Annotated in this window: 22 protein-coding genes, 1 tRNA gene and 3 pseudogenes; 12 read left to right on the plus strand and 14 right to left on the minus strand. The window is 71.3% G+C overall.

The features are described from left to right. The first annotated feature begins 7 nt into the window (after window positions 1-7). Together GSY65_RS20460 and GSY65_RS20465 are read left to right on the plus strand one after the other, a co-directional pair. Window positions 8-1,537 (plus strand): potassium/proton antiporter, encoded by a 1,530-nt coding sequence (locus GSY65_RS20460; protein WP_159770869.1) that lies wholly within the window; start codon window positions 8-10, stop codon window positions 1,535-1,537. 620 nt (window positions 1,538-2,157) lie between these two features. Next, window positions 2,158-3,378 carry a cation:proton antiporter gene (locus GSY65_RS20465; RefSeq protein WP_159770872.1) on the plus strand — a complete coding sequence of 407 codons (1,221 nt, stop codon included), beginning with the start codon at window positions 2,158-2,160 and terminating at the stop codon, window positions 3,376-3,378. Window positions 3,379-3,426: 48 nt separating this feature from the next. On the opposite strand, the pseudogene GSY65_RS33910 reads toward GSY65_RS20465, so the two are convergent. Then, window positions 3,427-3,842: pseudogene (locus GSY65_RS33910) on the minus strand (cation:proton antiporter regulatory subunit); the annotation flags it as partial. Window positions 3,843-3,889: 47 nt separating this feature from the next. On the opposite strand from GSY65_RS33910, the pseudogene GSY65_RS20475 reads away from it, so the two are divergent. Continuing rightward, window positions 3,890-5,057, plus strand: a pseudogene (locus tag GSY65_RS20475) (IS701 family transposase); the annotation flags it as partial. A 40-nt stretch (window positions 5,058-5,097) separates the two neighbouring features. Here GSY65_RS20475 and GSY65_RS20480 read toward each other — a convergent pair. The 5 genes and pseudogenes from GSY65_RS20480 to GSY65_RS20500 all read right to left on the minus strand — a co-directional run bounded on the left by GSY65_RS20480 (window position 5,098) and on the right by GSY65_RS20500 (window position 9,282). Further along, window positions 5,098-6,174, minus strand: a complete 1,077-nt coding sequence (locus GSY65_RS20480) for a hypothetical protein (protein WP_159776201.1) — start codon at window positions 6,172-6,174, stop codon at window positions 5,098-5,100. Between the two features lie 59 nt (window positions 6,175-6,233). Further along, window positions 6,234-7,102 (minus strand): annotated as a pseudogene (locus GSY65_RS20485) (NF041680 family putative transposase); the annotation flags it as partial. 47 nt (window positions 7,103-7,149) lie between these two features. Then, a tRNA-Pro gene (locus GSY65_RS20490) sits at window positions 7,150-7,223 on the minus strand. A 29-nt stretch (window positions 7,224-7,252) separates the two neighbouring features. Next, window positions 7,253-8,086: a Pr6Pr family membrane protein gene (locus GSY65_RS20495; protein ID WP_159770875.1), complete on the minus strand. Its 834-nt coding sequence runs from the start codon at window positions 8,084-8,086 to the stop codon at window positions 7,253-7,255. Between the two features lie 266 nt (window positions 8,087-8,352). Beyond that, window positions 8,353-9,282 carry a metallophosphoesterase gene (locus tag GSY65_RS20500; RefSeq protein ID WP_159770878.1) on the minus strand — a complete coding sequence of 310 codons (930 nt, stop codon included), beginning with the start codon at window positions 9,280-9,282 and terminating at the stop codon, window positions 8,353-8,355. A gap of 188 nt (window positions 9,283-9,470) precedes the next feature. Here GSY65_RS20500 and GSY65_RS20505 point away from each other — a divergent pair, with 188 nt between their 5' ends. Continuing rightward, window positions 9,471-9,935 carry a GatB/YqeY domain-containing protein gene (locus GSY65_RS20505; protein ID WP_159770881.1) on the plus strand — a complete coding sequence of 155 codons (465 nt, stop codon included), beginning with the start codon at window positions 9,471-9,473 and terminating at the stop codon, window positions 9,933-9,935. Window positions 9,936-10,185: 250 nt separating this feature from the next. Here GSY65_RS20505 and GSY65_RS20510 read toward each other — a convergent pair whose 3' ends face one another. Further along, window positions 10,186-12,492 (minus strand): transglycosylase domain-containing protein, encoded by a 2,307-nt coding sequence (locus tag GSY65_RS20510; protein WP_201452610.1) that lies wholly within the window; start codon window positions 12,490-12,492, stop codon window positions 10,186-10,188. A gap of 408 nt (window positions 12,493-12,900) precedes the next feature. On the opposite strand from GSY65_RS20510, the gene wblA reads away from it, so the two are divergent. Next, window positions 12,901-13,239 carry a transcriptional regulator WblA gene (gene wblA / locus GSY65_RS20520; RefSeq protein ID WP_033524587.1) on the plus strand — a complete coding sequence of 113 codons (339 nt, stop codon included), beginning with the start codon at window positions 12,901-12,903 and terminating at the stop codon, window positions 13,237-13,239. A 127-nt stretch (window positions 13,240-13,366) separates the two neighbouring features. Here the strand turns inward: wblA and GSY65_RS20525 are convergent, their stop codons facing one another. After that, window positions 13,367-14,749: an ArsA family ATPase gene (locus tag GSY65_RS20525; protein ID WP_159770887.1), complete on the minus strand. Its 1,383-nt coding sequence runs from the start codon at window positions 14,747-14,749 to the stop codon at window positions 13,367-13,369. Further along, window positions 14,746-15,723 (minus strand): ArsA family ATPase, encoded by a 978-nt coding sequence (locus GSY65_RS20530; RefSeq protein WP_159770890.1) that lies wholly within the window; start codon window positions 15,721-15,723, stop codon window positions 14,746-14,748. The genes GSY65_RS20525 and GSY65_RS20530 overlap by 4 nt, the downstream gene beginning before the upstream one ends. A 129-nt stretch (window positions 15,724-15,852) precedes the next feature. On the opposite strand from GSY65_RS20530, the gene GSY65_RS20535 reads away from it, so the two are divergent. The 4 genes from GSY65_RS20535 to GSY65_RS20550 all read left to right on the plus strand — a co-directional run bounded on the left by GSY65_RS20535 (window position 15,853) and on the right by GSY65_RS20550 (window position 18,247). Further along, window positions 15,853-16,017 carry a DUF4177 domain-containing protein gene (locus GSY65_RS20535; protein ID WP_099966959.1) on the plus strand — a complete coding sequence of 55 codons (165 nt, stop codon included), beginning with the start codon at window positions 15,853-15,855 and terminating at the stop codon, window positions 16,015-16,017. After that, complete coding sequence (locus GSY65_RS20540; protein WP_055520994.1) at window positions 16,014-16,481, plus strand: RidA family protein; 468 nt, start codon at window positions 16,014-16,016, stop codon at window positions 16,479-16,481. The genes GSY65_RS20535 and GSY65_RS20540 overlap by 4 nt, the downstream gene beginning before the upstream one ends. Window positions 16,482-16,550: 69 nt before the next feature. After that, window positions 16,551-17,420 carry an NUDIX hydrolase gene (locus tag GSY65_RS20545; protein WP_159770893.1) on the plus strand — a complete coding sequence of 290 codons (870 nt, stop codon included), beginning with the start codon at window positions 16,551-16,553 and terminating at the stop codon, window positions 17,418-17,420. Then, window positions 17,417-18,247, plus strand: a complete 831-nt coding sequence (locus GSY65_RS20550) for an MBL fold metallo-hydrolase (protein ID WP_159770896.1) — start codon at window positions 17,417-17,419, stop codon at window positions 18,245-18,247. The genes GSY65_RS20545 and GSY65_RS20550 overlap by 4 nt, the downstream gene beginning before the upstream one ends. A 230-nt stretch (window positions 18,248-18,477) precedes the next feature. On the opposite strand, the gene GSY65_RS20555 is transcribed toward GSY65_RS20550, so the two are convergent. After that, window positions 18,478-19,314 carry a nucleotidyltransferase domain-containing protein gene (locus GSY65_RS20555; RefSeq protein ID WP_159770899.1) on the minus strand — a complete coding sequence of 279 codons (837 nt, stop codon included), beginning with the start codon at window positions 19,312-19,314 and terminating at the stop codon, window positions 18,478-18,480. A gap of 259 nt (window positions 19,315-19,573) precedes the next feature. Next, complete coding sequence (locus GSY65_RS20560) at window positions 19,574-20,248, minus strand: Crp/Fnr family transcriptional regulator (RefSeq protein ID WP_005476003.1); 675 nt, start codon at window positions 20,246-20,248, stop codon at window positions 19,574-19,576. Between the two features lie 251 nt (window positions 20,249-20,499). Here GSY65_RS20560 and nth point away from each other — a divergent pair, with 251 nt between their 5' ends. The 3 genes from nth to GSY65_RS20575 all read left to right on the plus strand — a co-directional run bounded on the left by nth (window position 20,500) and on the right by GSY65_RS20575 (window position 23,877). After that, window positions 20,500-21,594, plus strand: coding sequence for an endonuclease III (gene nth, locus GSY65_RS20565; RefSeq protein WP_443043242.1), 1,095 nt, complete (start codon window positions 20,500-20,502; stop codon window positions 21,592-21,594). Window positions 21,595-21,772: 178 nt separating this feature from the next. Further along, complete coding sequence (locus GSY65_RS20570; RefSeq protein WP_236579929.1) at window positions 21,773-22,558, plus strand: NUDIX hydrolase; 786 nt, start codon at window positions 21,773-21,775, stop codon at window positions 22,556-22,558. Between the two features lie 119 nt (window positions 22,559-22,677). Further along, entirely contained in the window at window positions 22,678-23,877 is a 1,200-nt protein-coding gene (locus GSY65_RS20575; protein ID WP_159770905.1) for a MarP family serine protease, read from the plus strand. Window positions 23,878-23,884: 7 nt separating this feature from the next. Here the strand turns inward: GSY65_RS20575 and GSY65_RS20580 are convergent, their stop codons facing one another. The 3 genes from GSY65_RS20580 to GSY65_RS20590 form a co-directional block, all read right to left on the minus strand. Next, complete coding sequence (locus tag GSY65_RS20580; protein WP_159770908.1) at window positions 23,885-24,076, minus strand: hypothetical protein; 192 nt, start codon at window positions 24,074-24,076, stop codon at window positions 23,885-23,887. Between the two features lie 133 nt (window positions 24,077-24,209). After that, complete coding sequence (locus GSY65_RS20585; RefSeq protein ID WP_159770911.1) at window positions 24,210-25,166, minus strand: alpha/beta fold hydrolase; 957 nt, start codon at window positions 25,164-25,166, stop codon at window positions 24,210-24,212. Continuing rightward, window positions 25,163-25,642, minus strand: coding sequence for a phage holin family protein (locus GSY65_RS20590; protein ID WP_159770914.1), 480 nt, complete (start codon window positions 25,640-25,642; stop codon window positions 25,163-25,165). The genes GSY65_RS20585 and GSY65_RS20590 overlap by 4 nt, the downstream gene beginning before the upstream one ends. Between the last annotated feature and the right edge of the window lie 100 nt (window positions 25,643-25,742).

Raw genomic sequence — 25,742 nt, forward strand, 5'->3', positions numbered from 1 at the left:
CCCGTCGATGACCCTGTCCGAGCTGTACCTGACGCTGCTGATCAGCGGCGCCGTACTGCTGGCCAGCATCGCCGCCGCCCGTGTCGCGCACCGCGTCGGCCTGCCCAGCCTGCTGCTGTTCCTCGGGGTGGGCGTCATCGCCGGCGAGGACGGGCTCGGTCTGGAGTTCGACGACGCCCAACTGGCCCAGGCGCTGGGCACCGCCGCCCTGGCCGTCATCCTCGTCGAAGGCGGCCTGACCACCCGGTGGAGCGACGTCCGCCGCCTCCTGGCCCCGGCCGGGGTGCTCGCCACGGCCGGCGTGGCCGTCTCCGTCGCGGTGACCGCCGCCGGCGCTCACTGGCTGCTGGGCATGGACTGGCATCTGGCCCTGCTGCTCGGCGCGATCGTCTCCTCCACCGACGCCGCCGCCGTCTTCGCCGTCCTGCGTTCGCTGCCCCTGCCGCAGAAGGTGACCGGGCTGCTGGAGGCCGAGTCCGGCTTCAACGACGCCCCGACCATCATCCTGGTCCTGGTCTTCTCCACCGCCACCGCCGACCTCCCCGGGCCCGCCCCCCTCCTGGGCGGCCTGCTCTACCAGCTCGCGGTCGGCGGCACGCTCGGCGTGCTGCTCGGCCGCCTGGGCGCAGCCGCGCTGCGCCACATCGCGCTCCCCGCCACCGGCCTGTACCCGCTGGCCACGGTCGGCTTCGGCATCGTCGCCTTCGCCACCGCGGGAGCGGTGAACGCCAGCGGCATCATCGCCGCCTACCTCTCCGGTCTGGTCCTGGGCAACGCCAAGCTGCCGCACCGCGCCGCCACCCGCTCCTTCGCCGAGGGTGCCGGCTGGCTGGCGCAGATCGGCCTGTTCGTGATGCTCGGCCTGCTCGTCGACCCCGGCGAACTGCCCTCCGCGATCCTCCCGGCCCTCGTCGTCGGCCTCGTTCTGCTGCTGGCGGCCCGCCCCGTCTCCGTCCTCGCCTGTCTGGTGCCGTTCCGCGTCCCCTGGCGCGAGCAGGCGTTCATCTCCTGGGCCGGCCTGCGCGGCGCGGTCCCCATCGTGCTCGCCACCTTCCCCATCGTCGAAGGGGTCACCGGTGCCCGCGACGTACTCAACATCGTGTTCGTCCTCGTGGTCCTGTTCACCCTCGTCCAGGGCCCCACCCTGCCCGCCGTCGCCCGGCGCCTGCGCCTGACCCGCCCCGGCGCGCTGCGCGACGTCCAGGTCGAGACCGCTCCCCTCGACGTCCTGGACGCCGACCTGCTCACCGTCACCGTCCCGCCGGGCTCCCGGCTGCACGGCGTCGCCGTCTTCGAACTGCGGTTGCCGCACCCGACCGTCGTCACCCTGATCGTCCGCGACGGCGCGACCCTCGTCCCCGACCGTGACACCGTGCTGCGCGCCGACGACGAACTCCTTCTCATCACCACCCCGCACACCCGCGAAGCCGCCGAACGCCGACTGCGGGCCGTCGGCCGACGCGGCAAACTCGCCCGCTGGCTGGGCGAACACGGATCCCCCGACCCCGAGCCCGCCACACTGGCCCGCACCGAGTAGCGCCGCGGGGCGCGCAGTGCCGAACGGACATCATTCGGTCACATGCCCCGACCCACGCTCCCGTTTGCTGTCGCTATGCAAAGAAAAGCCGACTATACGTAATTAGTCGTGCGCTAAACTTCTTTACCGAGCCATGACACTCCATTGGGCGCGTCATTGCTCACTTCTTCGGGGAGTGCTGTTCCGGCGGAGCCAGATCGCTGCGATGGGGGGACGTGACATGCGTCGTGTCGTCCGCGCCCTTCGTCCGCCTGCCACCGGGCCCTCAGGGCGCCGGCCCGGCCCCGCCGTCAGGGCCGCGCGCATCGACAACACCCCCCGTGACAGCGTGCCGGAACCAGGGCGCGCAAGCGTCTGACCTCCTGGTCCGACGCACCATCAGGCTTCCCCCCGCCTGAATCCACATCGCCGCCGACGGACGAACGGCGGTCGGCCCGACGGGCAGGCGACCCGACACCAGCGGCGGCACCGGCGCCCGGCCGGGCTCGGCCCGACGCTGACTGACGCCTGCCCCTGAGCGCCCGAACGCCGGCCGCGTCGCCGACCTCACCGGCAGCACCGCTCGCCGCTCGCCGCCACGAAGGCACAGACGCCGTCGCCGAACCGGAGGACAGACGCCCGTGCACAACACCACCGCCATGCTCATCGAACTCGGGGCCATCATCCTCGCCCTGGGTCTGCTGGGACGCCTCGCCGGACGCGTGGGCTTCTCACCCATACCCCTGTACCTCCTGGCCGGGCTCGCCTTCGGACACGGCGGGATCCTCCCGCTCAACGCCAGCGAGGAATTCACCGCCACGGGCGCCGAGATCGGCGTCATCCTCCTGCTGCTCCTGCTCGGCCTCGAATACAGCGCCTCCGAACTCGTCACCAACCTCAAGACCCAGTACCCCTCCGGCGCAGTCGACTTCGTCCTCAACGCCGTGCCCGGAGCCATCGCCGCACTGATCCTGGGCTGGGGACCGGTGGCCGCCGTGGCGCTGGCCGGCGTCACCTGGATCTCCTCCTCCGGGGTCATCGCCAAGGTCCTCGGCGACCTGCGCCGGCTCGGCAACCGCGAAACCCCCGTCGTCCTCGGCGTCCTCGTCATCGAGGACCTCGCCATGGCCCTCTACCTGCCGATCCTGACCGCCCTGCTCGCCGGCGTCAGCCTGGCCGGCGGCACCCTCACCCTGCTGATCTCCCTGGGCACCGTCGGCGCCGTCCTCTACCTCGCACTGCGCCACGGACGGCTGATCAGCCGCGCGGTCTCCTCCGACAATGCGGAAATGCTCCTGCTGGTCGTGCTCGGCCTGACCCTCCTCGTCGCCGGCATCGCCCAGGAACTCCAGGTCTCGGCCGCCGTGGGCGCCTTCCTCGTCGGCATCGCCCTGTCCGGCGAGGTCGCCGAGGGCGCGAGCAACCTCCTCACCCCGCTGCGGGACCTGTTCGCCGCCGTCTTCTTCGTCTTCTTCGGCCTGTCCACCGATCCGGCCGACATCCCGCCCGTCCTCCTCCCCGCCCTGCTGCTCGCCGTCGTCACCGCATGCACGAAGGTCGCCACCGGCTGGTACGCCGCGCGCCGCGCCGGAATCCAGGGCGCGGGCCGCTGGCGCGCCGGCGGCACCCTCGTCGCCCGCGGCGAGTTCTCCATCGTCATCGCCGGACTCGCGGTCGGTGCCGAGCCCCGCATCGGGCCACTGGCCACCGCCTACGTCCTCATCCTCGTCATCGTCGGCCCCCTCACCGCCCGCTACACCGAGCCGCTGGCCCGCCGCCTCACCCGCCGGCCCTCCGCAACGGCACCGACGGAGGTCCCAGCCGACACGGAGCCGTCCGAGTCCGCACCCGCCGGCGTCTGAGCCCGTGCGCGCGGCAGCGGAGCTTTTTCCAGCGCGGACTCCCGCCCACCCGAGTGTCGCGACGACAGCCTCCACGCCCCCCCCGCGGGTGCCGATCACGATCAGGGTCTCCCCGCCGGCCAGCCGGAACTCCGGCCCCGGCGAGGGGACCGCCTCGGCTCTGCGCAGCACCCACAACCGACACACCGGTCTCCGTACGCATCCGGGGCTCGCCCAGCAGTCGCCCCCTCCAGCGCGAGGTCGCCGCGAGCTCGCCCCGCTCGGCCACCAGCCCCAGCTCGGTCGTCGCCAGCAGGCTCGGCCTGTGGTGCTGCGGTATCGTCGCGTCGACGATCCCCTCCGCCTCCCCCGACGTCAGCCGCACCGACAGCGCGCAGTCGTCCCGGATCGTCCTCGCGGTACACGCTCAGGGTCCGCGACCCGTCCCGGTGCGCGACCACGGACAGGGCCGGTGCCCCTGCCAATCCCCTGGTTGCGTGGAGACGTTGGGCGACAGGAGAAGCGGTACGGAATGCTGTACACGCACTTCTCGTCGCTGATCATCCCGACGAGCACGTGCGATCCGGAGGACTTCGCGGCGGAGATGTTCGAGCCGTTCGCGCGGGCGGATCAACGCCGGTGGGGAACGGTCTACCTGCGGGGCCTGCTGCTGGACGGGGTGGCGCAAGTCGGTGGAACCGATGGCCGCCCGCCTGGGCGAGGACGGCAACCGGCAGGCTCTGGCGAACTTCGTCACCACCAGCCCGTGGGACGCGGCACATGTCCGCGCCCGCTTGGCCTGGCGGATGCAGCAGGTGATCAGACCGGCCGCGCTGACCGTGGATGACACCGGCTTCCTCAAGGACGGGGATGCCTCGGCGTGTGTGGCCCGGGAGTACACCGGCACCGCGGGCAAGGTCACCAACTGCCAGGCCGGGGTGTCCCTGCACCTGGCATCCGACAGCGCGTCGGCGGCCGTCGACTGGCGTCTGTTCCTGCCCGAGAGCTGGGATCCGGCCTCGCCCAAGGCCGATCCGGGCAAGGTGGCCCGCCGCGCCACGTGCGGCATCCCCGCCGACGTCGGACACGTCGAGAAGTGGCAGCTGGCCCTGGACATGATCGACGAGACCAGGTCGTGGGGCATCGACGTCCCGCTCGTCGTCGCCGACGGCGGCTACGGCGATACGGCGACCTTCCGCCTCGGCCTGGAAGAACGCGGCCTCACCTACGCCGTCGGCATCGCCACCACGACCACCGCCCACCCGGAAACGGCACGGCCGCACACCCCGCCCTACGGCGGCCGCGGCCCGAGGCCCCAACCTGTCTGTCCCCAGGCGGCCAAGGCGGTGAAGAAGCTGGTCATCGAGGCCGGCAAGCAGACGGCCCGGTCGGTGCAATGGCGGGAGGGCTCCCGTCCCGGCAGCGGCCGCAGCGGTGTGAAGCGCATGTACTCCCGGTTCGTGGCTCTGCGGATCCGTCCCGCCGGACGCGAGATCCGCAAAGCCTGCGACGGCCCGGAACTGCCCGTGCGCCGGCTGCTGGCCGAAGGGCCCGCCGACCAGCCCGAACCGGTCCGGTTCTGGCTGTCCGACCTGCCCGCCGACACGGCGCCGGCCACCCTCGTGCGCACCGCGAAACTGCGCTGGCGCATCGAGCACGACTACCGCGAGATGAAGCAGGTCCTGGGCCTGGCCCACTTCGGCATGACTCAGATCATCGCAGAGGGCGTGAACCAGCTCTTCATTGGATCAGGTCAGTGTGTGGATGTTCGGGGGAGGCCGGGCAGACGTAGATCTGCATGTTGTCCGTGCTGCCCACTTCTACCCCCGTCGGCCCCGAGGGAGCCCGGCCCGCGTAGGAGGAACCAGCGAGGGCGGCGGCCTGGTCCTCCTGCGGCGCCCAGCTGTGACCTTCACCGCCGTTCCACTCCCGGGAAGCGATCGTCAGTAGCGGGACCATCTGCACCGTGCACACAGCGCAGTACTGGGGGTTCGGGTCGGTGCGGCCCCACGGGGGCCAGCCGCCGACCTTCCAGCCGGGTGCGTTGCCCAGGTGAACGTGGTAGAACTCGCGCGGATACTCCGCGTAGGAGCTGTCCACGCCGGCGCCGGCTGCCTGCCACCTGCTCCAGTCATCCAGCATCAGCTGCAGCTCCGGGCTCAGATCCAGGCTGTTGGGGTACTCGGTGATCGCTTCTGGCGCCAGCACGCACGGCTCTGGCACGTAACCCGGATAGTCCGCCTCGTACGGTTCCGGTGGTGTGGCGAGGATGTCGCCGACCTCCGCGACCGACCGCCAGAACAGTGCGGTCGACGGCTTGTAATCCGGTTCGTGCTCGTACGGGCACCACAGGATCTGAAGCAGATCGGCCTGCCCGGGCGGCCGCAACAGGGGTATGTCACGCAGGAACAGCTGAGCCACGGGCAACATCGGAACCGGGCAGTCGGCGGGCCAGGGAGGGCTGGCGTCGAGTCGTTCGGCGAGCCATGCGGCATTGCGCTCCTTGAGCGCTTCCTCCTCGGGCGTGAACGCGGGCGGTCGGTCATCAGGGCGCCGCCGGGCCTGCAAGCGTCTCCTGAGCCGCACTTCGGTCGGTGACTCGCGGAATCCAGTGTCCACGTGCAGGTGCGCGTCCTCGCAGTGCGGCCACGGCTCCCCAGCCGGCCACAGCAACGGCCCACCGACCGAGCTCTCTCTGGCCGAGGGCGCACCCGGACGAGGATGCAGCCGGATGGCAGGCCGCGCTAACGGAGCCAGCTCGGGAAAGACCGCGGTCACCTCGACAGGCCGCGGCGGAGTAGTACGTACGAAACCCATGCCGGTGATCCTGCCACCAGCCACCGACAGTCCCCTGCTGGCTCAACTGGCGTCAGCGTTCAGCTGGCTGAGCTTGGCGTGCAACGTGGGCGGGCTTGGTGTTCCTTGATCGACTCAGCGCGTTTGCCCGTCTTGCCGACGTCGTGGCGCCTGGCCCGGCGTTAGTTCTTCGAGCCTGCAGGCTGTCCCGGCCGGGACGCTTTCGGTGCGGCTGCCGGACGGGTCGTGGTCGCGCGGACGTTGCGAAACCCCCGCCGCACTCGGGCGGGGGTGAGCCGACGGGGCTCGGTGCGGCGTTCCCGAGGCCGGCGGAGGTCGTCGGCGAGGGCTCGGGCGAGGCGGAGCTGGGTGTGGGCGGCGCCGATGAGCCAGGTCCACAGGTCGGCGGTGTCCGCGTGGCGGACCTTCGGGGCGGTCCAGCCGAGGGTCTGTTTCATGAGCCGGAAGGTGTGCTCGAGATCGAATCGGCGGAGGAACGACTGCCACCAGCGGTCCACGTCCGCCGGTGTGGCGGCGGTGGCCGAGCACCACAGCCAGGCCGGCTTCGGGTCGCGATCGCCCGGCAGGTACTCGACCTTCAGACGGATCAACGTGCCGTGCAGGATGGGCAGTTCCTCTTCGGCGTGGTCCAGCCATGGGCCGCGGTGGGTGAGCCGGGGGTGCATCCGGTCCCAAGCTCTGACCTCGGCCCTGCCGTAGCGGGGGTGGTGTCTGTGACCGTGGTGACCTCGGGCTCGTGCCAGCTGTCGGGCTTGGCGAAGGGCAGGACGCCGCCGTGCCGACGCGGCCGTCCGCCTTTCGGCCCGGAGCGGGCAGGGCCGGGGTCGCGGAGCATGACCCGGTCCGAGCGCAGACGTCCGACCAGGACGACAGGCAGGTCCGCCAGGGCGTAGGAGAGGTAGGCGACGTGCACTCCGCTGCTGTACACACGACAAAGGCCCATTCACGATCACGTGAATGGGCCTCTGACCTGTGTCGGGGTGGCGGGATTTGAACCCACGACCTCTTCGTCCCGAACGAAGCGCGCTGCCAAGCTGCGCTACACCCCGATTGTCGCTGCTTGTCTCGGCGACGTCGTTTACTTTAGCCCACCGGGGGCTGGAGACGAAATCCGGTTTTCGGGGCGACGGTCATGGCGGCCCGGGCGGCCTCGGCGGGGGCGGACGAGGTCGGGCCGTAGGTGGTCGACGGCGACCAGGACGAGGGCGAGGGCGTACAGGGCCAGGCCCATGAGCAGGGCGTTTCCGAGCACGCCCTTGTATCCGTGGTGGTCGACGTCCAGGAACGGGTAGAGGTACGGCGCCGGCCAGTCAGGGGTCAGCAGGGCCGCTCGGCCCAGCGTGAACGCCAGGAACGCCATGGGGTAGAGCGTCCAGGCCACGGTCTGGCTCAGCCGCAGGGCCGCCGGGCGGGTCAGCAGGAGCCAGTCCGCCACCACCGCCGCGGGGATCGCCGTGTGGAACGCCAGGTTCGTCACGGCGTGCCAGCCCGACGGTGTCACCGGCGCCCCCGTCGACGTGACCGTCATCGAGAAGGCCGTCGTGTCCCTCATCAGAACCAGGTGGTACACCAGTGCCGCAACCATGGCGTACAGGAGCGTGCCGCCCGTCACCAGCGGTGGCAGCGGTCGGCGCGCCGCCCACGCGCGGCGGGAGGAGGCGGCGAAGACCAGCGCCACCAGCACCGCGCTCTGGACCGAGAAATAGCTGAGGGCGCGCAGGGGGCTGCCCGCGACCATCTCGATCAGTACGGCCACGGCCGCCGCCAGTGCCACCAGGGCGCGGAACGCCGCCGCGAGAGGGCGTCGAGTCGGTGCCACCACTGCCGTCGCGGGCACGATGGACGTCACCGGTGCGGGGATGCCCGAGATCGCGGGCAGGTCTGGGATGTCCCTGGGTATCGGTGCGGTCATGCGCTCACGCTAGGCCGCACCGGCATATCGGGCTATTCGTGCGATCCGTATGGGTGGTCTGACGTCAGAATCCAGGGTCCGGAGGACGGAGGAGGGAGGACGGAGGACGGAAGTACGGAAGTCGGATGCCGAAGGTCAGGGGCCGGTGCGAGGGCCCGCAGCCCGGGGCGTGTGGCCCGGGGCGTGTGGTCAGCGGTCCGCAGCGACCGCTGACACCAGGCGATGGTCCATCGCCGGCTCGAACGCGCCGCCCCCACCCCACTGCCCTACCGATCCCTCTCCACCAGCGTCAGCAGGGACGCCTCCGGGGGGCAGGCGAAGCGGACCGGGGTGTAGCGGTTGGTGCCGCAGCCCGCGGAGACGTGCATGTAGGCAGTGTGGTCGCCGGCCGTGTGCGTGGAGAGGCCCTTCACGCGGTCCGTGTCGAGGTCGCAGTTGGTGACGAGCGCACCGTAGAAGGGGATGCACAACTGCCCGCCGTGGGTGTGGCCGGCGAGGATCAACGGGTAGCCGTCGGCGGTGAACGCGTCCAGCGACCGCAGGTACGGCGCGTGCACCACGCCCAGGGAGAGGTCGGCCGCGTCGGACGGCCCGCCGGCGACCCGGTCATAGCGGTCCCGTTTGATGTGCGGGTCGTCCAGGCCGGTGAGCTCCACCGACATGCCCTCGATCTTCAGCGTGCCGCGGGTGTTCGTGAGGTTGAGCCAGCCGGCACCGTCGAAGCCGTCCCGCAGGTCCTCCCACGGGTTGTGGATCGCGCCGACCACCGGCTTGTTGCCGTTCAGACCGTGGCGGCCCTGCGCCTTCTCCATCAGGTACCGCGCGGGGTTGCGCAGCTTGGGGCCGTAGTAGTCGTTCGACCCGAAGACGTACGCGCCGGGGAACTCCATCAGCGGGCCCAGCGCGTCCAGCACCTCCGGGACGCCCTCGGGGTCCGACAGGTTGTCCCCGGTGTTGATCACGAAGTCGGGGCGCAGCCCGGCCAGGGAACGCAGCCAGCGCTGCTTCTTGCGCTGTCCGCTCACCATGTGGATGTCGGAGACCTGGAGTATGCGCAGCGGTCGCATGCCCGGTGGCAGCACCGGCACCGTCACCCGCCGCAGCCGGAACGAACGGGCCTCGAAACCCGCCGCGTACAACACACCGGCGGCACCGGCCGCCGCGATCCCCAGAGGTACTCCGTAACGCGCTCGCATGCGTCCATCGTGTCAGACCCCGGCGCGCAGCCGTGCAGCCTGTGGACAACGGTGCCACGACCTCACCGGTCGCCAACTCGGCCTGTGGACAACCGACTCCGGGTCCGTCCCGTCGCACCGTGCCCGTTCCGCGCACAGCGGCGAAATCAAGGCGCGCCTCCCGCACCACACCTGCGACAATCGACCCCATGACCACGCTCAAGTCGAAGCTGCAGGAAGACCTCAACGCCGCGATCAAGGAGCGCGACGAGCTCCGCTCCTCGACGCTCCGGCTGACCCTCGCCGCGATCACCAAGGAGGAGGTCGCCGGTAAGGAGAAGCGCGAGCTCTCCGACGACGAGGTCCTCAAGGTGATCACCAAGGAGGCCAAGAAGCGCCGTGAGGCGGCGGACGCCTTCGCCCAGGGTGGTCGGGCCGAGTCGGCGGAGCGGGAGAAGGCCGAGGGCGAGATCCTCGCCGAGTACCTGCCCAAGCAGCTCTCCGACGAGGAGCTGAAGCAGATCGTCACCCAGGCCGTCGAGGAGGCGAAGGCGGCCGGCGCCGAGGGCCCCCGCGCGATGGGCCAGGTCATGAAGATCGTCAACCCGAAGGTGGCCGGTCTCGCCGAGGGCGGCCGCGTCGCCGCGATCGTCAAGCAGCAGCTCGCGGGCTGAGCGGCTGAGTGTGACCGCTTGAGGGGGCGAGACCTCCGGAGCCCCATGCCTGGGGCCCCGGACTGCCGTAAGCCCCGGGCTGCCCAGGGGGCCTGCGGCCCCTGTCCCCAGGTCCACCGAGCCACGCGGCCTGTCCTTCGAGCGGCTGAGTCTTCGGCCGCGCCCGATGCGCGACGGTGGGGCGCCCCTTCTCAGAAGGGGCGCCCCACCGTCGCACGCACAGGTGTCCGGGGCGCGTCAGCCCCGGCGGTCAGCCGCCGAAGTCGCCGAAGCCTCCGCCGCCGTTCCCGTTGCCGCGGTTCCCGCCGTTCGTCTGGCCCTGGATCCAGCCCTCGGGGATGGTGAACTCGGGGGTCGGGAACGTACCGCCGTCGGTGCCGCCGATGAAGCCGTCGTCGCTTCCGCCGCCGTTGCCGTTCCCACCGCCGTTGCCGCTGCCGTCGCCGTTGTTGTCGTCGTCCCGGTCGCGCTCGCGCGGACGGTCCTCGGGGAGCGGGACGGTGGTGAAGCCGGGGGCGGGCTCGCCGGCCAGCGCGCCGGCCATCATGTCGCGCCAGATCGGGCCCGGGACCTTGCCACCGAAGACCTTGCCGTAGCCGACACCACCGATGGTGATGTTCACCATGCGGCGCTTGTGGGCCGGGTCGCCGACCCAGACCGCGCCGGCCATGTTCGGGGTGTAGCCCACGAACCAGGCCGCGTAACGGAAGTCCGTCGTACCGGTCTTACCGGCGCTCGGGCGGCTCGGGCCGAGGCCCGCCTCCGTACCCGTACCGTCCTCGACCACACCCTTCAGCAGGGTGTTGATGGTGTCGGCGGTGTTCTCCGACATCGCGCGGGAGCACGTCGACTTGGGGACCTCCAGCGACTTCGACTTCTCGCCGACCCGCTGGGTGATGGACTCGATCGCGATCGGCGTGCAGTACATGCCGCGCGCGGCGAACGTCGCGTACGCGTTGGCCATGGTCAGCGGGGACATCTCCTGCGTGCCCAGCGCGATCGACGGGTTCTGGCCCATCTTCGCGCCGTCGGCCCGGTCGACGCCCATCTTCCCGGCCATCTCCGTCACCGGGCAGATGCCGATGTCCGCGATCATCTGGACGAAGTACGTGTTGACCGAGAGCGCGGTCGCCTTGCGCAGCGAGTACGGGCCGACCTCGGACTCGTTCTCGTTGGTGAGCGTGGTGCCGCTGGTGTTCACCCAGTTCTTGCCGCCGCACACCGGGATCGGGCTCGGGTACTCCATCTTGTACGGGGCGGAGTACGTCTTGCCGGGGGACATGCCGTCCTCCAGCGCCGCCGCGGCCACGATCGGCTTGAACGTCGAACCGGGCTGGTAGCCCGCGCCGCCGCCCATGCTCTTGTCGACCGAGAGGTTGATCGTCGTCTCGTTCTGCTTGACGTCCATGCCGTACGGCCGGGACTGGCCCATCCCGAGGATCTTGCCGGTGCCCGGCTCCACGATGGTGGCGGCGGTCGCCACCTCGTCCTTCTGGTAGACGTGCTTCTTGATGGACGCCTGGACCGACTTCTGGGCCTTCGGGTCCATCGTCGTCCGGATCGTGAGGCCGCCCTGGTTCCACGTCTTGGCCCGGGCCTCCTTCGTCTTGCCGAAGACCGGGTCGTTCAGGAAGACCTCGCGGACGTAGTCACAGAAGAAGCCCGCGCCCTTGACGGCCGTGATGCAGCCGTTCTTCGGCGTGCTGACGTCCAGACCGAGCGGCTTCTTCATGGCCTTGTCGGCCTCCGCCTGCGAGATGTCGCCCACGTCGGCCATGCGCTGCAGCACGACGTTGCGCCGCTTGGTGGCCTCCTGCGGGTCGTTCACCGGGTCGTAGCGGCTCGGTGACTGCACGATGCCGGCGAGGAGCGCGGCCTCCTCGACATCCAGGTCCTTGGCCGACTTGGAGAAGTAGCGGCGGGAGGCCGCCTCGACGCCGTAGGCCTGCTGACCGAAGAACGTGATGTTGAGGTAGTTCTCTAGGATCTTCTTCTTTCCCAGCTCCTCCTCGAGCTGGATCGCGTACTTCAGCTCGCGGATCTTGCGGCCGAGGGTCTGCTGGGTGGCCTCGGCGACCTTCGTCGGGTCGTCACCGGCCTCCTCCACCGCCACGTTCTTCACCAGCTGCTGCGTCAGCGTGGACGCGCCCTGGGTGACGCCGCCGTCCTGAGCGTTCCGGTTGAGCGCGCGCAGCACGCCCTTCAGGTCGATCGCGCCGTGCTGGTAGAAACGCGCGTCCTCGATGGCGACGATCGCCTTCTGCATGTACGGCGAGATCTCCTTGAGATCGACCACCGTACGGTCGCGGGAGTAGACGCTGGCGATCTGGTCGCCCTTGCTGTCCAGGATCGTGGTGCGCTGGCTCAGAGGCGGCTGCTTGAGGTTGGCCGGGAGCTCGTCGAATCCCTCGACCGACCCCTTGGCGGCCAGCCCCAGGGCACCGACCGCGGGCAGCGCGATGCCCGCCATGACGGCGCCCGCGAGCACGCTGACACCGAGGAACTTGGCGGCCTGCTGCGTGGGAGACAGACCACCACCCGAGCGCTTGTTTGGCATGGAGGCAGCCTACGTTCTCATTCGCCGGACACGCGTATAGGCCTTGGCCTAAGCTGCTCTCAACTGTCACAACCGTTGGCCCTTGTATCAAGTACGTCCGGCGAGCCCGAATCGTTCCGACGTTCTTCCGATTTTTTTCCAGGGCTGCGTCCGGATTCACCATGTGTGTCATTCGGTGTCCGTTGTGACGGATGTCAACTGTCCCGGTCTGCCGGGATGGTCACGTATGCCCTCGGGTCACTCCCGCGGGTGATCTGCCGCTTACGCATAGTCCGTTCGGGCCATTCAAGATTGGGCCCGAAGGGGGTGTTGCGCTGTGCCCTCCTTCCGTAACGTCCTCAACTGGCGGCGGTGAATATGCCGCTGCCGCCGTGGGGGAGCCTCGATTCGGGAGAGGACGGCGCCGGTATGGGCTGGGTAACCGACTGGAGTGCGCAGGCTGCCTGCCGCACTACCGATCCGGATGAACTGTTCGTTCAAGGAGCAGCGCAGAACAGGGCCAAGGCAGTGTGCACCGGATGCCCGGTGCGGACGGAGTGCCTGGCGGACGCGCTGGACAACCGCGTCGAATTCGGCGTGTGGGGAGGAATGACGGAGCGCGAGCGCCGCGCGCTGCTGCGCAGGCGACCGACTGTCACCTCGTGGCGCAGGCTCCTGGAGACCGCGCGCACGGAGTACGAGCGTGGCGCGGGGATTCTGCCGCTCGACGATGACGAGATGTACGAGAACTACGCGGCGGTGAGCTGAGGACGAGACCCCTCGCGGGTCCCGTCGGTCCAGGGCGCCCTTGAGGTGTCGGCGCGTCGGGCAGGTGTGCCGGCTCTCGGGTGCCCCGAGACATCGTTCCGTCGTAGGGACACTGATCGTGCGTCGGTCAGTCGTCCGTGGTGGGCAGTTCCGGCCGTACGGCCGCGAGTCGGTCCCCGATGTCCCGCAGGCCAGCCAGGTCGTGGACATCGCCGGGCAGCGCGGCCACTTCGGCCACCGCCACCTCGGGATGCAGCGCGGTGAAGCGGTCACGCGTGCGCTGCTCGCGGGAGAGCAGCCGCATCCGCTCGGCGTGCAGCCGGAGCAGACCTGCGGTCAGCCGCTCGACGGCGCGGTCCGGGTCGGGGGAGCCGTCCTGGGTTCCGGTCGAGGCGGAGGATTCTGAACTGCCGGACGTGTCGGGAGAGTTACGAACTGTTTTCCCGTCCATCTGATCCACAATGCGGGGCTCGTCAAGATTTTCCGCGGCGGCGAGCGCGCGCTCGGCGGAGAGCTGGGCCGCGCCGCTGCCGTGGACGCGGTTGAGCACCAGACCGGCCAGCGGCATGTCCTCGGCTGCCAGCCGTTCCACGAAGTACGCCGCCTCCCGCAACGCGTCCCGCTCGGGAGCGGCCACCACCAGGAACGCCGTACCGGGCGCCTGGAGCAGCTTGTACGTGGCGTCCGCGCGGGTACGGAAACCGCCGAACATGGAGTCCATCGCGGCGACGAACGTCTGTACGTCCTTGAGCAGTTGACCACCGAGCACCTTGCCCAGGGCGCCCGTCATCATCGACATGCCGACGTTCAGGAACTTCATCCCGGCGCGCCCGCCGACCTTCGCGGGCGCCAGCAGCACCCGGATCAGCTTGCCGTCCAGGAACGAGCCGAGCCGCTTCGGGGCGTCCAGGAAGTCCAGCGCCGAACGCGACGGCGGGGTGTCGACGATGATCAGGTCCCACTCGTCGCGGGACCGCAACTGGCCCAGCTTCTCCATCGCCATGTACTCCTGCGTGCCCGCGAAGCCGGCGGAGAGCGACTGGTAGAAGGGGTTGCTCAGGATCGCCGACGCACGGTCGGGGTCCGCGTGCGCCTCGACGATCTCGTCGAACGTGCGCTTCATGTCGAGCATCATGGCGTGCAGTTCGCCGCCCGGCCGTCGCCCACCGTCGTCGGCCGAGCCCTCGGACGCGGCCTCGCGCCGGTCCTCGATGCCCTTCACCCGGCGTGGGGTGTTGTCCAGCGAGTCGATGCCCATGGACTGGGCGAGCCGCCGGGCCGGGTCGATGGTCAGGACGACCACCTTCCGGCCGCGCTCCGCGGCCCGCAGCCCCAGGGCCGCCGCCGTGGTCGTCTTGCCGACGCCGCCCGCCCCGCAGCACACCACGATGCGGGTGTCGGGGTCGTCGAGCAGCGGGTCGATCGCGAGAGGTCGGATCGAGTTGATCGCACGGTGTCCGTCAGGGGCGTGGGCCGAGTCGTGCGGGGCGGCGGCCGGGTCCGAAGTCATGAGATCCCTTGCTGACGCAGTTCCGTGGCCAGTTCGTACAGTCCCGCCAGGTCCATGCCCTCGGCGAGCAGCGGCAGTTCGTGCAGGGGCAGGCCCAGCTCGCCGAGGACACCCCGCTGCTCGTGCTCCAGCGTGTACCGCTCGGCGTACTCCTCGGCCTGCGTGAGCAGCGGTTCCACCAGACGCTCCGCGTTGCCGCCGCGTCGGGCGCCGCCGAGGCCGGCCGCGGACAGGGACCTGGCCACGGCCGTACGCGGCACCGCGCGCGCCAGCTCCAGCTCGTCGAAGCCCAGCAGCTCGGGCCGCACCATGTTGACGATGATCCGCCCCACCGGCAGTCTCGCCGCCCGCAGTTCGGCGATGCCGTCGGCCGTCTCCTGGACGGGCATCTCCTCCAGCAGCGTCACCAGGTGCACCGCCGTATCCGGCGACTTCAGCACCCGCATGACCCCCTGGGCCTGATGGTGTATCGGGCCGATCTTCGCGAGCCCGGCCACCTCGTCGTTCACGTTCAGGAAGCGGGTGACGCGGCCGGTGGGCGGGGCGTCCATCACCACGTAGTCGTAGGTGTGCCGCCCGCTCTTCTCCTTGCGGCGCACCGCCTCGCACGCCTTGCCGGTCAGGAGGACGTCCCTGAGGCCAGGCGCGATGGTGGTGGCGAAGTCGATCGCGCCTAGCTTCTTCAGGGCACGGCCCGCACTGCCGAGCTTGTAGAACATCTGGAGGTAGTCCAGCAGTGCCAGTTCGGGGTCGATGGCCAGGGCGTACACCTCCCCGCCCCCGGGAGCCACCGCGATCTTCCGCTCCTCGTACGGAAGGGCTTCCGTCTCGAAAAGCTGTGCGATGCCTTGTCTGCCCTCGACCTCGACCAGGAGGGTGCGCTTCCCCTCGGTCGCGAGGGCGAGCGCGAGTGCGGCGGCGACCGTGGTCTTTCCGGTCCCGCCCTTGCCGCTGACGACCTGGAGCCTGCTCACGTATTCGAGCCTAACCAGTCCGCGCGCGGCATACGCGGGAGGCTGTGGACAACTCCTCCCCACATGGCCGTCCGGACCTCCCCGGGGCAGCGGCGGAACCGGTGCCGGCCAGGGGCTAAAGTCGGCCGCATGACCAAGAAGTGGGAATACGCGACCGTGCCGCTGCTCGTCCATGCCACGAAGCAGATCCTGGACACCTGGGGCGAGGACGGCTGGGAGCTCGTCCAGGTCGTGCCCGGACCGAACAACCCCGAGCAGCTCGTCGCCTACCTGAAGCGCGAGAAGTCGGCATGAGCGCCGTCGAGGCCAAGCTCGCGGAGCTCGGGCTGAGCCTGCCCGAGGTGGTCCCGCCGCTCGCCGCGTACCAGCCGGCCGTGCAGTCCGGCGTGTACGTGTACACCGCCGGCCAGCTCCCCATGGTGGACGGCAAGCTGCCCGTCACCGGCAAGGTCGGCGCGGAGGTCACCCCCGAGGAGGCCAAGGACCTCGCCCGCACCTGCGCCCTGAACGCCCTCGCCGCCGTGAAGTCGGTCGCGGGCGACCTCGACCGCGTGGCCCGCGTCGTGAAGGTCGTCGGCTTCGTCGCCTCGGCCGCCGACTTCACCGGCCAGCCCGCCGTGCTGAACGGCGCGAGCGAACTGCTCGGCGCCGTCCTCGGCGACAAGGGCGTGCACGCGCGCAGCGCGGTCGGTGTGGCGGTGCTGCCGCTGGACGCGCCGGTCGAGGTCGAGATCCAGGTGGAGCTCACGTCGGCGTGACCGCCTAGGGGGCCACGGGATCGCAGGGGATCACTCGAACATCCGGCCGTCACGGGTTAGCCTCCGCCCATGGCAAACGGGCAGTGGTACCCACCCGAGTGGCCGGACCGCATCCGTCGGCTCGCGGCCGGCACGCTGACACCGGTGACCCCCAGGCGGGCCGCCACCGTCATGCTGCTCAAGGACACGGCCGACACCCCGGTCGTGCACATGCTGCGCAGACGCGCCTCCATGGCCTTCGCCGGGGGCGCGTACGCGTATCCGGGCGGCGGGGTCGACCCGCGCGACGACGACCACCGCATCCGCTGGGCGGGCCCCCCACGCGCGTGGTGGGCCGACCGGCTCGGCGTGGACGAGGCCGGCGCCCAGGCGATCGTCTGCGCGGCCGTCCGCGAGACGTACGAGGAGGCCGGTGTCCTGCTCGCCGGCCCCACCGCCGACACGGTGGTCGGCGACACCACCGGCGACGACTGGGAGGCGGACCGCGCCGCCGTGGCCGCCCGTGACCTGTCCTTCGCGGAGTTCCTGGACCGCCGGGGCCTGGTCCTGCGCTCGGACCTGCTCGGCGCCTGGACCCGCTGGATCACCCCCGAGTTCGAGGCCCGCCGCTACGACACCTGGTTCTTCGTGGCGGCCCTCCCGCAGGGCCAGCGCACCCGCAACGCCTCCACGGAGGCCGACCGCACCGTGTGGATCCGCCCCCGCGAGGCCGCCGAGCGCTACGACGAGGGCGAGCTGCTGATGATGCCGCCCACCATCGCGACCCTGCGCCAGCTCACCGCGTACGACACGGCCGCCGGGGCGCTCGCGGCGGCACCCGGGCGCGATCTGACCCCGGTGCTCGCCCGGGCCCGCCTGGAGAACGACGAGGTGATCCTCTCCTGGCCCGGCCACGACGAGTTCACCAAGCGCATACCGTCCGGGGGAGGCCCCGCATGACCGACGCCGCGGCCCTCCCCGGACAGCCGAGGGGCGGTGTCCTCTCGGGCCCCGCCACCACGCGCGCGGTGAACGTCCTCGCGCCGAACGCGTCCGCGATGACCCTCGACGGAACCAACACCTGGATCGTCTCCGAGCCGGGCTCCGCGCTCGCGGTCGTGATCGACCCCGGCCCCCTGGACGACGGCCACCTGCGCACGGTCGTCGAGACGGCGGAACAGGCAGGCAAGCGCGTCGCGCTGACCCTGCTGACGCACGGCCACCCCGACCACGCGGAGGGCGCCGCGCGCTTCGCCGAGCTGACCCGGACGAACGTACGAGCCCTCGACCCGGCGCTGAGACTCGGCGACGAAGGGCTCGGAGCGGGCGACGTGGTGAGCGTCGACGGCCTGGAACTCCGCGTCGTCCCCGCCCCCGGCCACACCGCCGACTCCCTCTGCTTCCACCTCCCGGCCGACCGGGCCGTCCTGACGGGCGACACCGTCCTCGGCCGCGGTACGACGGTCGTCGCCCACCCCGACGGCCGCCTCGGCGACTACCTCGACTCCCTCAGGCGCCTGAGGTCCCTCACGGTGGACGACGGGGTCCACACCGTCCTGCCCGGCCACGGCCCCGTCCTCGACGACGCCCAGGGGGTCGTCGAGTACTACCTCGCCCACCGCGCCCACCGACTGGCCCAGGTCGAGACGGCGGTCGAGGACGGCTACGCCACGCCCGCCGAGGTGGTCGCCCGTGTCTACGCGGACGTCGACCGCTCCCTGTGGCCGGCCGCGGAACTGTCGGTGCGCGCGCAGATGGAGTACCTGACCGATCATGGCCTGATCTGAGGGCACGGACCCGGACGCCTTCCCGGCGCCATGAGCGCCGCCAGCGGCCCGCTGCGGCCCGGACGCGCGCCGGAGGCGGCCGGATGCCACCGGAGGGGCTACAGGGGCCTGAGCGGCCTCAGGAGGCTCCGCAGGGCCTCATGGGCCTCGGTTGCCTTGGTTGCTTCGAGGGCTTCGAGGGCTTCGAGGGCTTCGGGGTGCGTTGCCCGCTCGGCTCGGCGGCCCGCGCCTCACCCGTCGGCCGGACGAGGTGCCTTGACGCCGTGCACGCGCGCGTACTCCTCGGCCAGCCAGGGGCCGAGGTCGTCGACGTAGGACCGCAGCAGGGCTTCGTGGTCCGCGGGATCGGCGTCGGGGGCGTACGCGGCGGCAGCCGCCGCCCTCATCTGTCCGGCCCGCTCGGGGTAGTACTCGCCGAACACCTCCGCCATCTCGTGCAGGTCGCTGGTCCAGCCGTTCCAGCGGGGCATGACGAGGGTGAACCCGGTCCGGACCAGGCGGCGGGAGCAGGAGCGCAGGAGGGAGCGCCGGGCCTGCGGGGTGGACGCGTCGGCGATGCGTTCCCGCCACCGGGGCAGCAGCCGCGCGAGGTCGCCGTTGGTCTCGCGGGCGAGGAGGGAGTCCGGCCGGTACCGCGGCAGGTCCTCGGCGAGGTCCTGGCCCAGCAACGGGGTGCACAGGCAGGCCACGAACCAGCCCAGGTCGTGGCGCTCCGGATCACTGAGCACCCGAGCCCGGCTGACGAGCAGCGTCCCCGCCCCGTCGATCTGCGGGAACTCCCGGTCCAGCGCCTCGTCCAGGGCCCCGGCCTCCGCGCGGTCCGCGTCGGTGGGCTCGTCGCGCAGCACCACCAGCAGGTCGAAGTCGCTGTGGCCGGGGCGTGCGGTGCCGCGGGGGATCGACCCGTAGAGGTACGCGCTGTGCAGCCGCGGCCCGAACACCTCCAGCACCCGGTCCCGAGCGGTGGCCACCACCCCGCGGAACCCCTCCGCGACCCGCCCCAGCGACCCCTCCCGCTCGATGTACCCCCGCTCGTCCAGCCCTCTCCGGGCTCCACTCGCAGCCATACGACCACTGTGCCTCCGCGCGGCGTCCGGGGCAGGTCGTCAGGGCGGGTGTACGTCGAGGGGGAGGGGCGAACGGTCGACGGCAGCGGCATCAGGCCCGTCCGGGAAAACCGCCGGGGCCCGCCCCGGAACGGGACGGACCCCAACACGTGTACTCACGTGGTCGCCAGCACCTGGCACCTGGCACCTGGCACCTGGCGCACGGCGGCGCCCCCGGCGCCCGGCGCCGCCGCAGGGCGGTACCCCGGCGCCCGCCAGGTCAGCGCGAGCGCTTCGCCAGCCGCTCCACGTCCAGCAGGATCACCGCGCGGGCCTCCAGCCGCAGCCATCCACGCTGTGCGAAGTCGGCGAGCGCCTTGTTGACGGTCTCGCGGGACGCGCCCACGAGCTGGGCCAGTTCCTCCTGCGTGAGGTCGTGCACCACGTGGATGCCCTCCTCGGACTGCACACCGAACCTCCGGGAGAGGTCCAGCAGCGCACGGGCGACACGGCCCGGAACGTCCGAGAACACCAGGTCGGACATCTGGTCGTTGGTCTTCCGCAGCCTCCGTGCGACAGCGCGCAGCAGCGCGGCCGCCACCTCGGGCCGGGCGTTCAGCCACGGCTGGAGGTCGCCGTGGCCGAGGCCGAGCAGCTTGACCTCGGTCAGCGCGGTGGCGGTGGCCGTACGCGGCCCCGGGTCGAACAGCGACAGCTCACCGATCAGCTCACCGGGCCCGAGCACGGCGAGCATGTTCTCGCGGCCGTCGGGCGACGCGCGGTGCAGCTTGACCTTGCCCTCGGTGACCACGTAGAGGCGGTCCCCGGGGTCGCCCTCGTGGAACAGAGCGTCACCGCGCGCGAGGGTCACCTCACTCATGGAGGCGCGGAGCTCCGCGGCCTGCTCGTCATCGAGCGCCGCGAAGAGCGGGGCGCGCCGCAGAACGTCGTCCACGAGTTCTCTCCTTGTCGACCTGCTCAGGGGATCTTGCTCCCCGTAGTACCAGGGGACCGTGTTCCCCGTTTAGCCGGACGGTCCAAACAGTGTGATCTGTCACAAGGATGCCGCACACATGTCCCGAGGTAAGCGTCAGGGGTCCAATTGGGGGCCGATCCTCAGGGCCCGGAGCGGATGTCGGTGCCGGGCTTTAGGCTGACCGGGTGTCCAAATCGCCGGTGAGAGCACAGGCCAAGGGGGCTTGACGGGTGGTTGTACGTCGCGATTCCGCTGTGGGCGAACAGGGCCCGTCGGGAGCGAGGAGAACGGCAAAGAAGACGAACGCGTCGGCGCCCCCGGCGACGGCGGAGTCCACGCCGGGCGACCGGGCCGTCCCGGCGGAGTCCGGCGCAGGAAAGCAGGCGCCCGCCAGGAAACCGGCCAGGGCCGCAGCGTCCGTGCCCGTGAAGTCCCCCAGGCCGGCGGCGTCCTCCAGGCCGGCGGCGTCGCCCAAGGGTGGCAAGGCTGCCGGAGCCGCAGCGTCCGCCAAGCCCGCCAAGTCCACGGCGTCGCCCAAGCCGGCCAAGCCCGAGTCCCCCACCGCCCTGGTCCGTCGCGCCCGGCGGATCAACCGTGAGCTGGCCGAGGTGTACCCGTACGCCCACCCGGAACTGGACTTCGAGAACCCCTTCCAGCTGATCGTCGCCACGGTCCTGTCCGCCCAGACCACCGATCTGAGGGTCAACCAGACGACGCCCGCCCTCTTCGCGAAGTACCCCACCCCCGAGGACCTCGCCGCGGCCGTTCCGGAGGAGGTCGAGGAGATCCTGCGGCCGTGCGGGTTCTTCCGGGCGAAGACGAAGTCGGTGATAGGGCTGTCGAAGGCTCTCGTGGAGAACTACCAGGGCGAGGTCCCCGGCCGCCTCGACGACCTGGTCAAACTGCCCGGCGTCGGCCGCAAGACCGCCTTCGTCGTGCTGGGCAACGCCTTCGGCCGGCCCGGCATCACCGTCGACACGCACTTCCAGCGGCTCGTACGGCGCTGGAAGTGGACCGAGGAGACCGAGCCGGACAAGATCGAGGCGGCCGTCGGCGCGCTCTTCCCGAAGAGCGAGTGGACGATGCTGTCGCACCACGTGATCTTCCACGGCCGCCGTATCTGCCACGCGCGCAAGCCCGCCTGCGGAGCCTGCCCCATCGCCCCGCTCTGCCCGGCGTACGGCGAGGGCGAGACGGACCCGGAGAAGGCCAAGAAGCTGCTCAAGTACGAGAAGGGCGGCTTCCCCGGTCAGCGGCTGAAGCCCCCGCAGTCGTATCTGGACGCGGGCGGCATCCCGGCCCCGCCGCTGGGAGCCGCCGGATGACGTCCGTTCCGGAGCGCACCACGCCGTCCCCGTCCCGTCCGGGCCCGAGCGGCCCGCCCGGGACGGCCGGTCACCGCGCGCGGCGAGTCCCGAGCCACCCACACGAGGGAGTCTCGCCCGCAGCGGAACGATCGGTCGGCTTCGGGGCGTTGGCACGGGAAAAACGACGGGGGTGGGTATGACTCGCGCGAGCCGGACGGACGGCGCCACAGACACCGACACACCTACGCACACGCACACGCACACGGATGCGGACACGGGACCGGGGCCCCACGCGGCATCCCCGCACCGTCCGGCGCGGCCGCGCCTCGACAGGACCGGCCTGCCCTCCTGGCTGGACCCGGTCGTCCGCGCGGTCGACACCGTCCAACCGCTCCAACTGAGCCGCTTCCTGCCGCCGGAGAACGGCTCGGGCCGTCAGTCGGCGGTCCTCATCCTCTTCGGCGAGGGCGACCGCGGCCCCGAGCTGCTGCTGATGGAGCGCGCCGGTTCCCTCAGGTCGCACGCCGGCCAGCCGTCCTTCCCGGGCGGCGCACTCGACCCCGAGGACGGCGACCCGCAGACCGACGGCCCGCTGCGGGCCGCGCTCCGCGAAGCCGAGGAGGAGACCGGCCTCGATCCGCTGGGCGTCCAGCTCATCGGCGTGCTGCCGAAGCTGTACATCCCGGTGAGCGGGTTCGTCGTGACACCCGTGCTGGGCTGGTGGCGTGAGCCGAGCCCGGTCCGCGTCGTCGACCCCAACGAGACGGCACGCGTCTTCACCGTTCCCGTGGCGGATCTCACGGATCCCGCCCACCGCGCCACCACCGTCCACCCCAGCGGCCACCGGGGTCCGGCATTTCTGGTCGAATCGGCACTCGTGTGGGGTTTCACGGCAGGTGTGATCGACCGCCTGCTGCACTACTCGGGCTGGGAGCGCCCCTGGGACCGGGGGAAGCAGGTCCCGCTCGACTGGCGCTCATGACAGGGTGTCTGCCGTGCCGCGTCTCGTGGGGAGCGTCCCGTCCCCCGGTCGCCGCGCGGTGGGCCGTACCCCGGGCCGACCTGTAGTGATCGCGAAGTGACGAGGCGAGGCTTGAAGCGGTGAACGTGCTGGACATCCTGTTGCTGGTCGCCGCCGTCTGGTTCGCGATCGTCGGCTTCCGCCAGGGCTTCGTCGTCGGCATCCTGTCGGTGATCGGTTTCCTGGGCGGCGGCCTCGTCGCCGTCTACGCCCTGCCGGTCATCTGGGACTGGATGACCGACAACTCCGAGGTCAGCACGGCCGCCGCCGTCGTCGCGGTGGTCGTCGTGATCGTCTGCGCCTCCGTCGGCCAGGCCCTCACCACCCACCTCGGCAACAAGCTGCGCCGCTACATCACCTGGTCGCCGGCCCGCGCCCTGGACGCCACCGGCGGTGCCCTGGTCAACGTGGTGGCGATGCTCCTGGTCGCCTGGCTGATCGGTTCCGCGCTCGCGGGCACGACGCTGCCCACCCTCGGCAAGGAGGTCCGCAACTCCCAGGTGCTGCAGGGCGTGGCCCGCGCCCTGCCGAACCAGGCGGACACCTGGTTCGCGGACTTCTCCTCGGTCCTCGCGCAGAACGGCTTCCCGCAGGTCTTCAGCCCGTTCGCCAACGAGCAGATCACCGACGTCCAGCCTCCCGACCCCGCCCTCGCCGACAGCCCGGTCGCCCAGCGCGCCAAGCGGTCCATCGTCAAGGTGATGGGCACCGCCGAGAGTTGCGGCAAGGTCCTCGAAGGCACCGGCTTCGTCTTCGACGAACGCCGTGTGATGACCAACGCGCACGTGGTCGGCGGAGTCGACGAGCCCACCGTCCAGATAGGCGGCGAGGGCCGCAAGTACGACGCCAAGGTCGTCCTCTACGACTGGGAACGCGACATCGCCGTCCTGGACGTGCCGAACCTGAACGCGCCGGTGCTGCGGTTCACCGCCGACGCCGCCGCCGGCGGCGACGACGCGATCGTCGCCGGCTACCCGGAGAACGGCGCGTACGACGTCCGCCCCGCGCGCGTGCGCGGTCGCATCACGGCCAACGGCCCCGACATCTACCACCGGGGCACGGTCCGCCGCGATGTCTACTCGCTGTACGCGACCGTTCGTCAGGGCAACTCCGGCGGACCGCTGCTCACACCCGAAGGCAGGGTGTACGGCGTGGTCTTCGCGAAGTCGCTCGACGACCCCAACACCGGCTACGCGCTCACCGCGGACGAGATCAAGGAGGACATCGTCCAGGGGCGGGCGGCCAACCAGCAGGTGGACAGCGACAGCTGCGCGCTCTGAGGGCTGCTCAGGGCCGGGGGTGGCGCAGGCGGGCCGAGACCCAGCGGGCCCGGCGGCGCAGGATCAGCGGAATGCCCAGCCGGGGGTCCGCGTCCGGGTCCGTGCCCGGCGCCTGCGGCGCGCCCCTCTGGTGGGAGCTCAGGCCCCCGGCCGAGCGGCGATTGCGTGCTGCGTCACTGTAGTCGTGCGTCCAGCCCATACCCCGACGTGTGCCCCCGCCCCAAGGTCAGTAACCTCCCCCGCGCCCCCCAATCGGCCTATGCGCCAGGCAAGTGGCTGTCCGTTGAACAGGCGTTCACGTTCAGCTGGCGGGGCGGGCTCGGCGGGCCTGCTCAGCGGTCGGGCTCGGGGTCTTTCAGCCAGTTGATGAGTTCCGACGAGAACGCCACCGGGTCCTCCTCGTGCGGAAAGTGCCCGAGCCCGTCGAACAGCCGCCAGCGGTAGGGCGCTTCGACGTACTCCCCGGAGCCCGCCGCGCTGCGCGTGCGCATCACCGGGTCGAGTGAACCGTGCAGATGGAGCGTCGGCACGCGCACCGGCCGCTTCATGCGCCGGTTGAACTGGATGCCGTCGGGGCGGGCGAGGGAGCGCACCATCCACCGGTACGGCTCGATCGAGCAGTGGGCCGTCGACGGGATGCAGATCGCCCGCCGGTACGCCTCCACGGCCTCGTCGTCGGGCAGCCGGGGACCCGACCACTCCCGGATCAGCCGGCCCACCAGGGCGCCGTCGTCCGCGGTCAGCTGCCGTTCGGGGATCCAGGGCCGCTGGAAGCCCCAGATGTAGGACCCGGCGGCGGTCTGCTTGACGTCGGACAGCATCGCCGAGCGCCAGCGCCGCGGGTGCGGCATCGAGGAGACCGCGAGTCGCCGCACCAGCTTGGGCCGCATCACGGCGGCCGTCCACGCCAGGTAGCCGCCGAGGTCGTGCCCGACCAGTGCGGCGTCGGGCTCGCCTAGGGACCGGACGACGCCCGTGATGTCCAGGGCGAGGTTGGCCGGGTCGTAGCCGCGGGGCGTACGGTCGCTGCCGCCGACGCCGCGCAGGTCCATGGCGACGGCGCGGAACCCGGCGTCGGCGAGCGCGACCAGCTGGTGCCGCCAGGTCCACCAGAACTGCGGGAAGCCGTGCAGCAGCATCACCAGCGGTCCTTCGCCGACTTCGGCGATGTGGAAACGGGCGCCGTTGGCGGCCACGTCCCGGTGGATCACCTCTTTCGCGCCGGGCACGTCGAGTCGTACGACCGAGGCGGGCTGGCCGGAGGCGGCTGAGGTGGAGGGGTCCGTCATGAGGTCGAGCGTGCCACAGCCTCGACACCGCCGTCGGTCCGGGCGGGCCGACGGGGGTGCGGCTTGGCGTTCTGCAGCACTCCGGCGGTCTCCTTCATGGACGCGGCGACCTTCTGCGGGCCCTGCCCCTTCTTGGCCTTCTTCGAGAAGGCGACACCGATGAGCGTCAGGACGACGGCGACCAGCACGTTCGCCGCGAACGACAGCAGGAAGCAGATCGCCAGGTTCCAGTTGGTCCAGGTGCGGATGCCGTACGCCAGCGCGAAGCTGAGCATCGGCAGGGAGAAGATCAGCACCGCGCCGGCCGCCGCGAAGGCCCCGCCGCCGACCACACCGCGCTTGACGTCCTGCCGGAGCTGGGCCTTCGCCAGCGCGATCTCGTCGTGCACCAGTGCGGACATCTCGGCCGTCGCCGAGGCGAACAGCTGGCCGACACTGCGTTCGGCACCGACCGGGCTGCCGTCGGGTGCGCTCATCGGGGTCTCCCTCATCTGCGTCCGGAAGCGCCCCCGTCCGTACGGGCGGCGGCTCGAAGGCCGCGCGTACGGTGCCGGGGGCGCCCTGCGTTTTGTACGG

Origin of the sequence: Streptomyces sp. HM190 (assembly GCF_009857135.1) — a bacterium.
Taxonomy (GTDB): Bacteria; Actinomycetota; Actinomycetes; order Streptomycetales; family Streptomycetaceae; genus Streptomyces; species Streptomyces heilongjiangensis.

What these genes read in the sequence shown, in the direction of transcription:
- GSY65_RS20460 (WP_159770869.1), top strand. Translation starts at nt 8, where the DNA reads ATGACCCTGTCCGAGCTGTACCTGACGCTGCTGATCAGCGGCGCCGTA.
- GSY65_RS20480 (WP_159776201.1), bottom strand. Translation starts at nt 6,174, where the DNA reads ATGGGTTTCGTACGTACTACTCCGCCGCGGCCTGTCGAGGTGACCGCG.
- GSY65_RS20495 (WP_159770875.1), bottom strand. Translation starts at nt 8,086, where the DNA reads ATGACCGCACCGATACCCAGGGACATCCCAGACCTGCCCGCGATCTCG.
- GSY65_RS20500 (WP_159770878.1), bottom strand. Translation starts at nt 9,282, where the DNA reads ATGCGAGCGCGTTACGGAGTACCTCTGGGGATCGCGGCGGCCGGTGCC.
- GSY65_RS20505 (WP_159770881.1), top strand. Translation starts at nt 9,471, where the DNA reads ATGACCACGCTCAAGTCGAAGCTGCAGGAAGACCTCAACGCCGCGATC.
- GSY65_RS20510 (WP_201452610.1), bottom strand. Translation starts at nt 12,492, where the DNA reads ATGCCAAACAAGCGCTCGGGTGGTGGTCTGTCTCCCACGCAGCAGGCC.
- wblA (WP_033524587.1), top strand. Translation starts at nt 12,901, where the DNA reads ATGGGCTGGGTAACCGACTGGAGTGCGCAGGCTGCCTGCCGCACTACC.
- GSY65_RS20525 (WP_159770887.1), bottom strand. Translation starts at nt 14,749, where the DNA reads ATGACTTCGGACCCGGCCGCCGCCCCGCACGACTCGGCCCACGCCCCT.
- GSY65_RS20535 (WP_099966959.1), top strand. Translation starts at nt 15,853, where the DNA reads ATGACCAAGAAGTGGGAATACGCGACCGTGCCGCTGCTCGTCCATGCC.
- GSY65_RS20540 (WP_055520994.1), top strand. Translation starts at nt 16,014, where the DNA reads ATGAGCGCCGTCGAGGCCAAGCTCGCGGAGCTCGGGCTGAGCCTGCCC.
- GSY65_RS20545 (WP_159770893.1), top strand. Translation starts at nt 16,551, where the DNA reads ATGGCAAACGGGCAGTGGTACCCACCCGAGTGGCCGGACCGCATCCGT.
- GSY65_RS20550 (WP_159770896.1), top strand. Translation starts at nt 17,417, where the DNA reads ATGACCGACGCCGCGGCCCTCCCCGGACAGCCGAGGGGCGGTGTCCTC.
- GSY65_RS20555 (WP_159770899.1), bottom strand. Translation starts at nt 19,314, where the DNA reads ATGGCTGCGAGTGGAGCCCGGAGAGGGCTGGACGAGCGGGGGTACATC.
- GSY65_RS20570 (WP_236579929.1), top strand. Translation starts at nt 21,773, where the DNA reads ATGACTCGCGCGAGCCGGACGGACGGCGCCACAGACACCGACACACCT.
- GSY65_RS20580 (WP_159770908.1), bottom strand. Translation starts at nt 24,076, where the DNA reads ATGGGCTGGACGCACGACTACAGTGACGCAGCACGCAATCGCCGCTCG.
- GSY65_RS20585 (WP_159770911.1), bottom strand. Translation starts at nt 25,166, where the DNA reads ATGACGGACCCCTCCACCTCAGCCGCCTCCGGCCAGCCCGCCTCGGTC.
- GSY65_RS20590 (WP_159770914.1), bottom strand. Translation starts at nt 25,642, where the DNA reads ATGAGCGCACCCGACGGCAGCCCGGTCGGTGCCGAACGCAGTGTCGGC.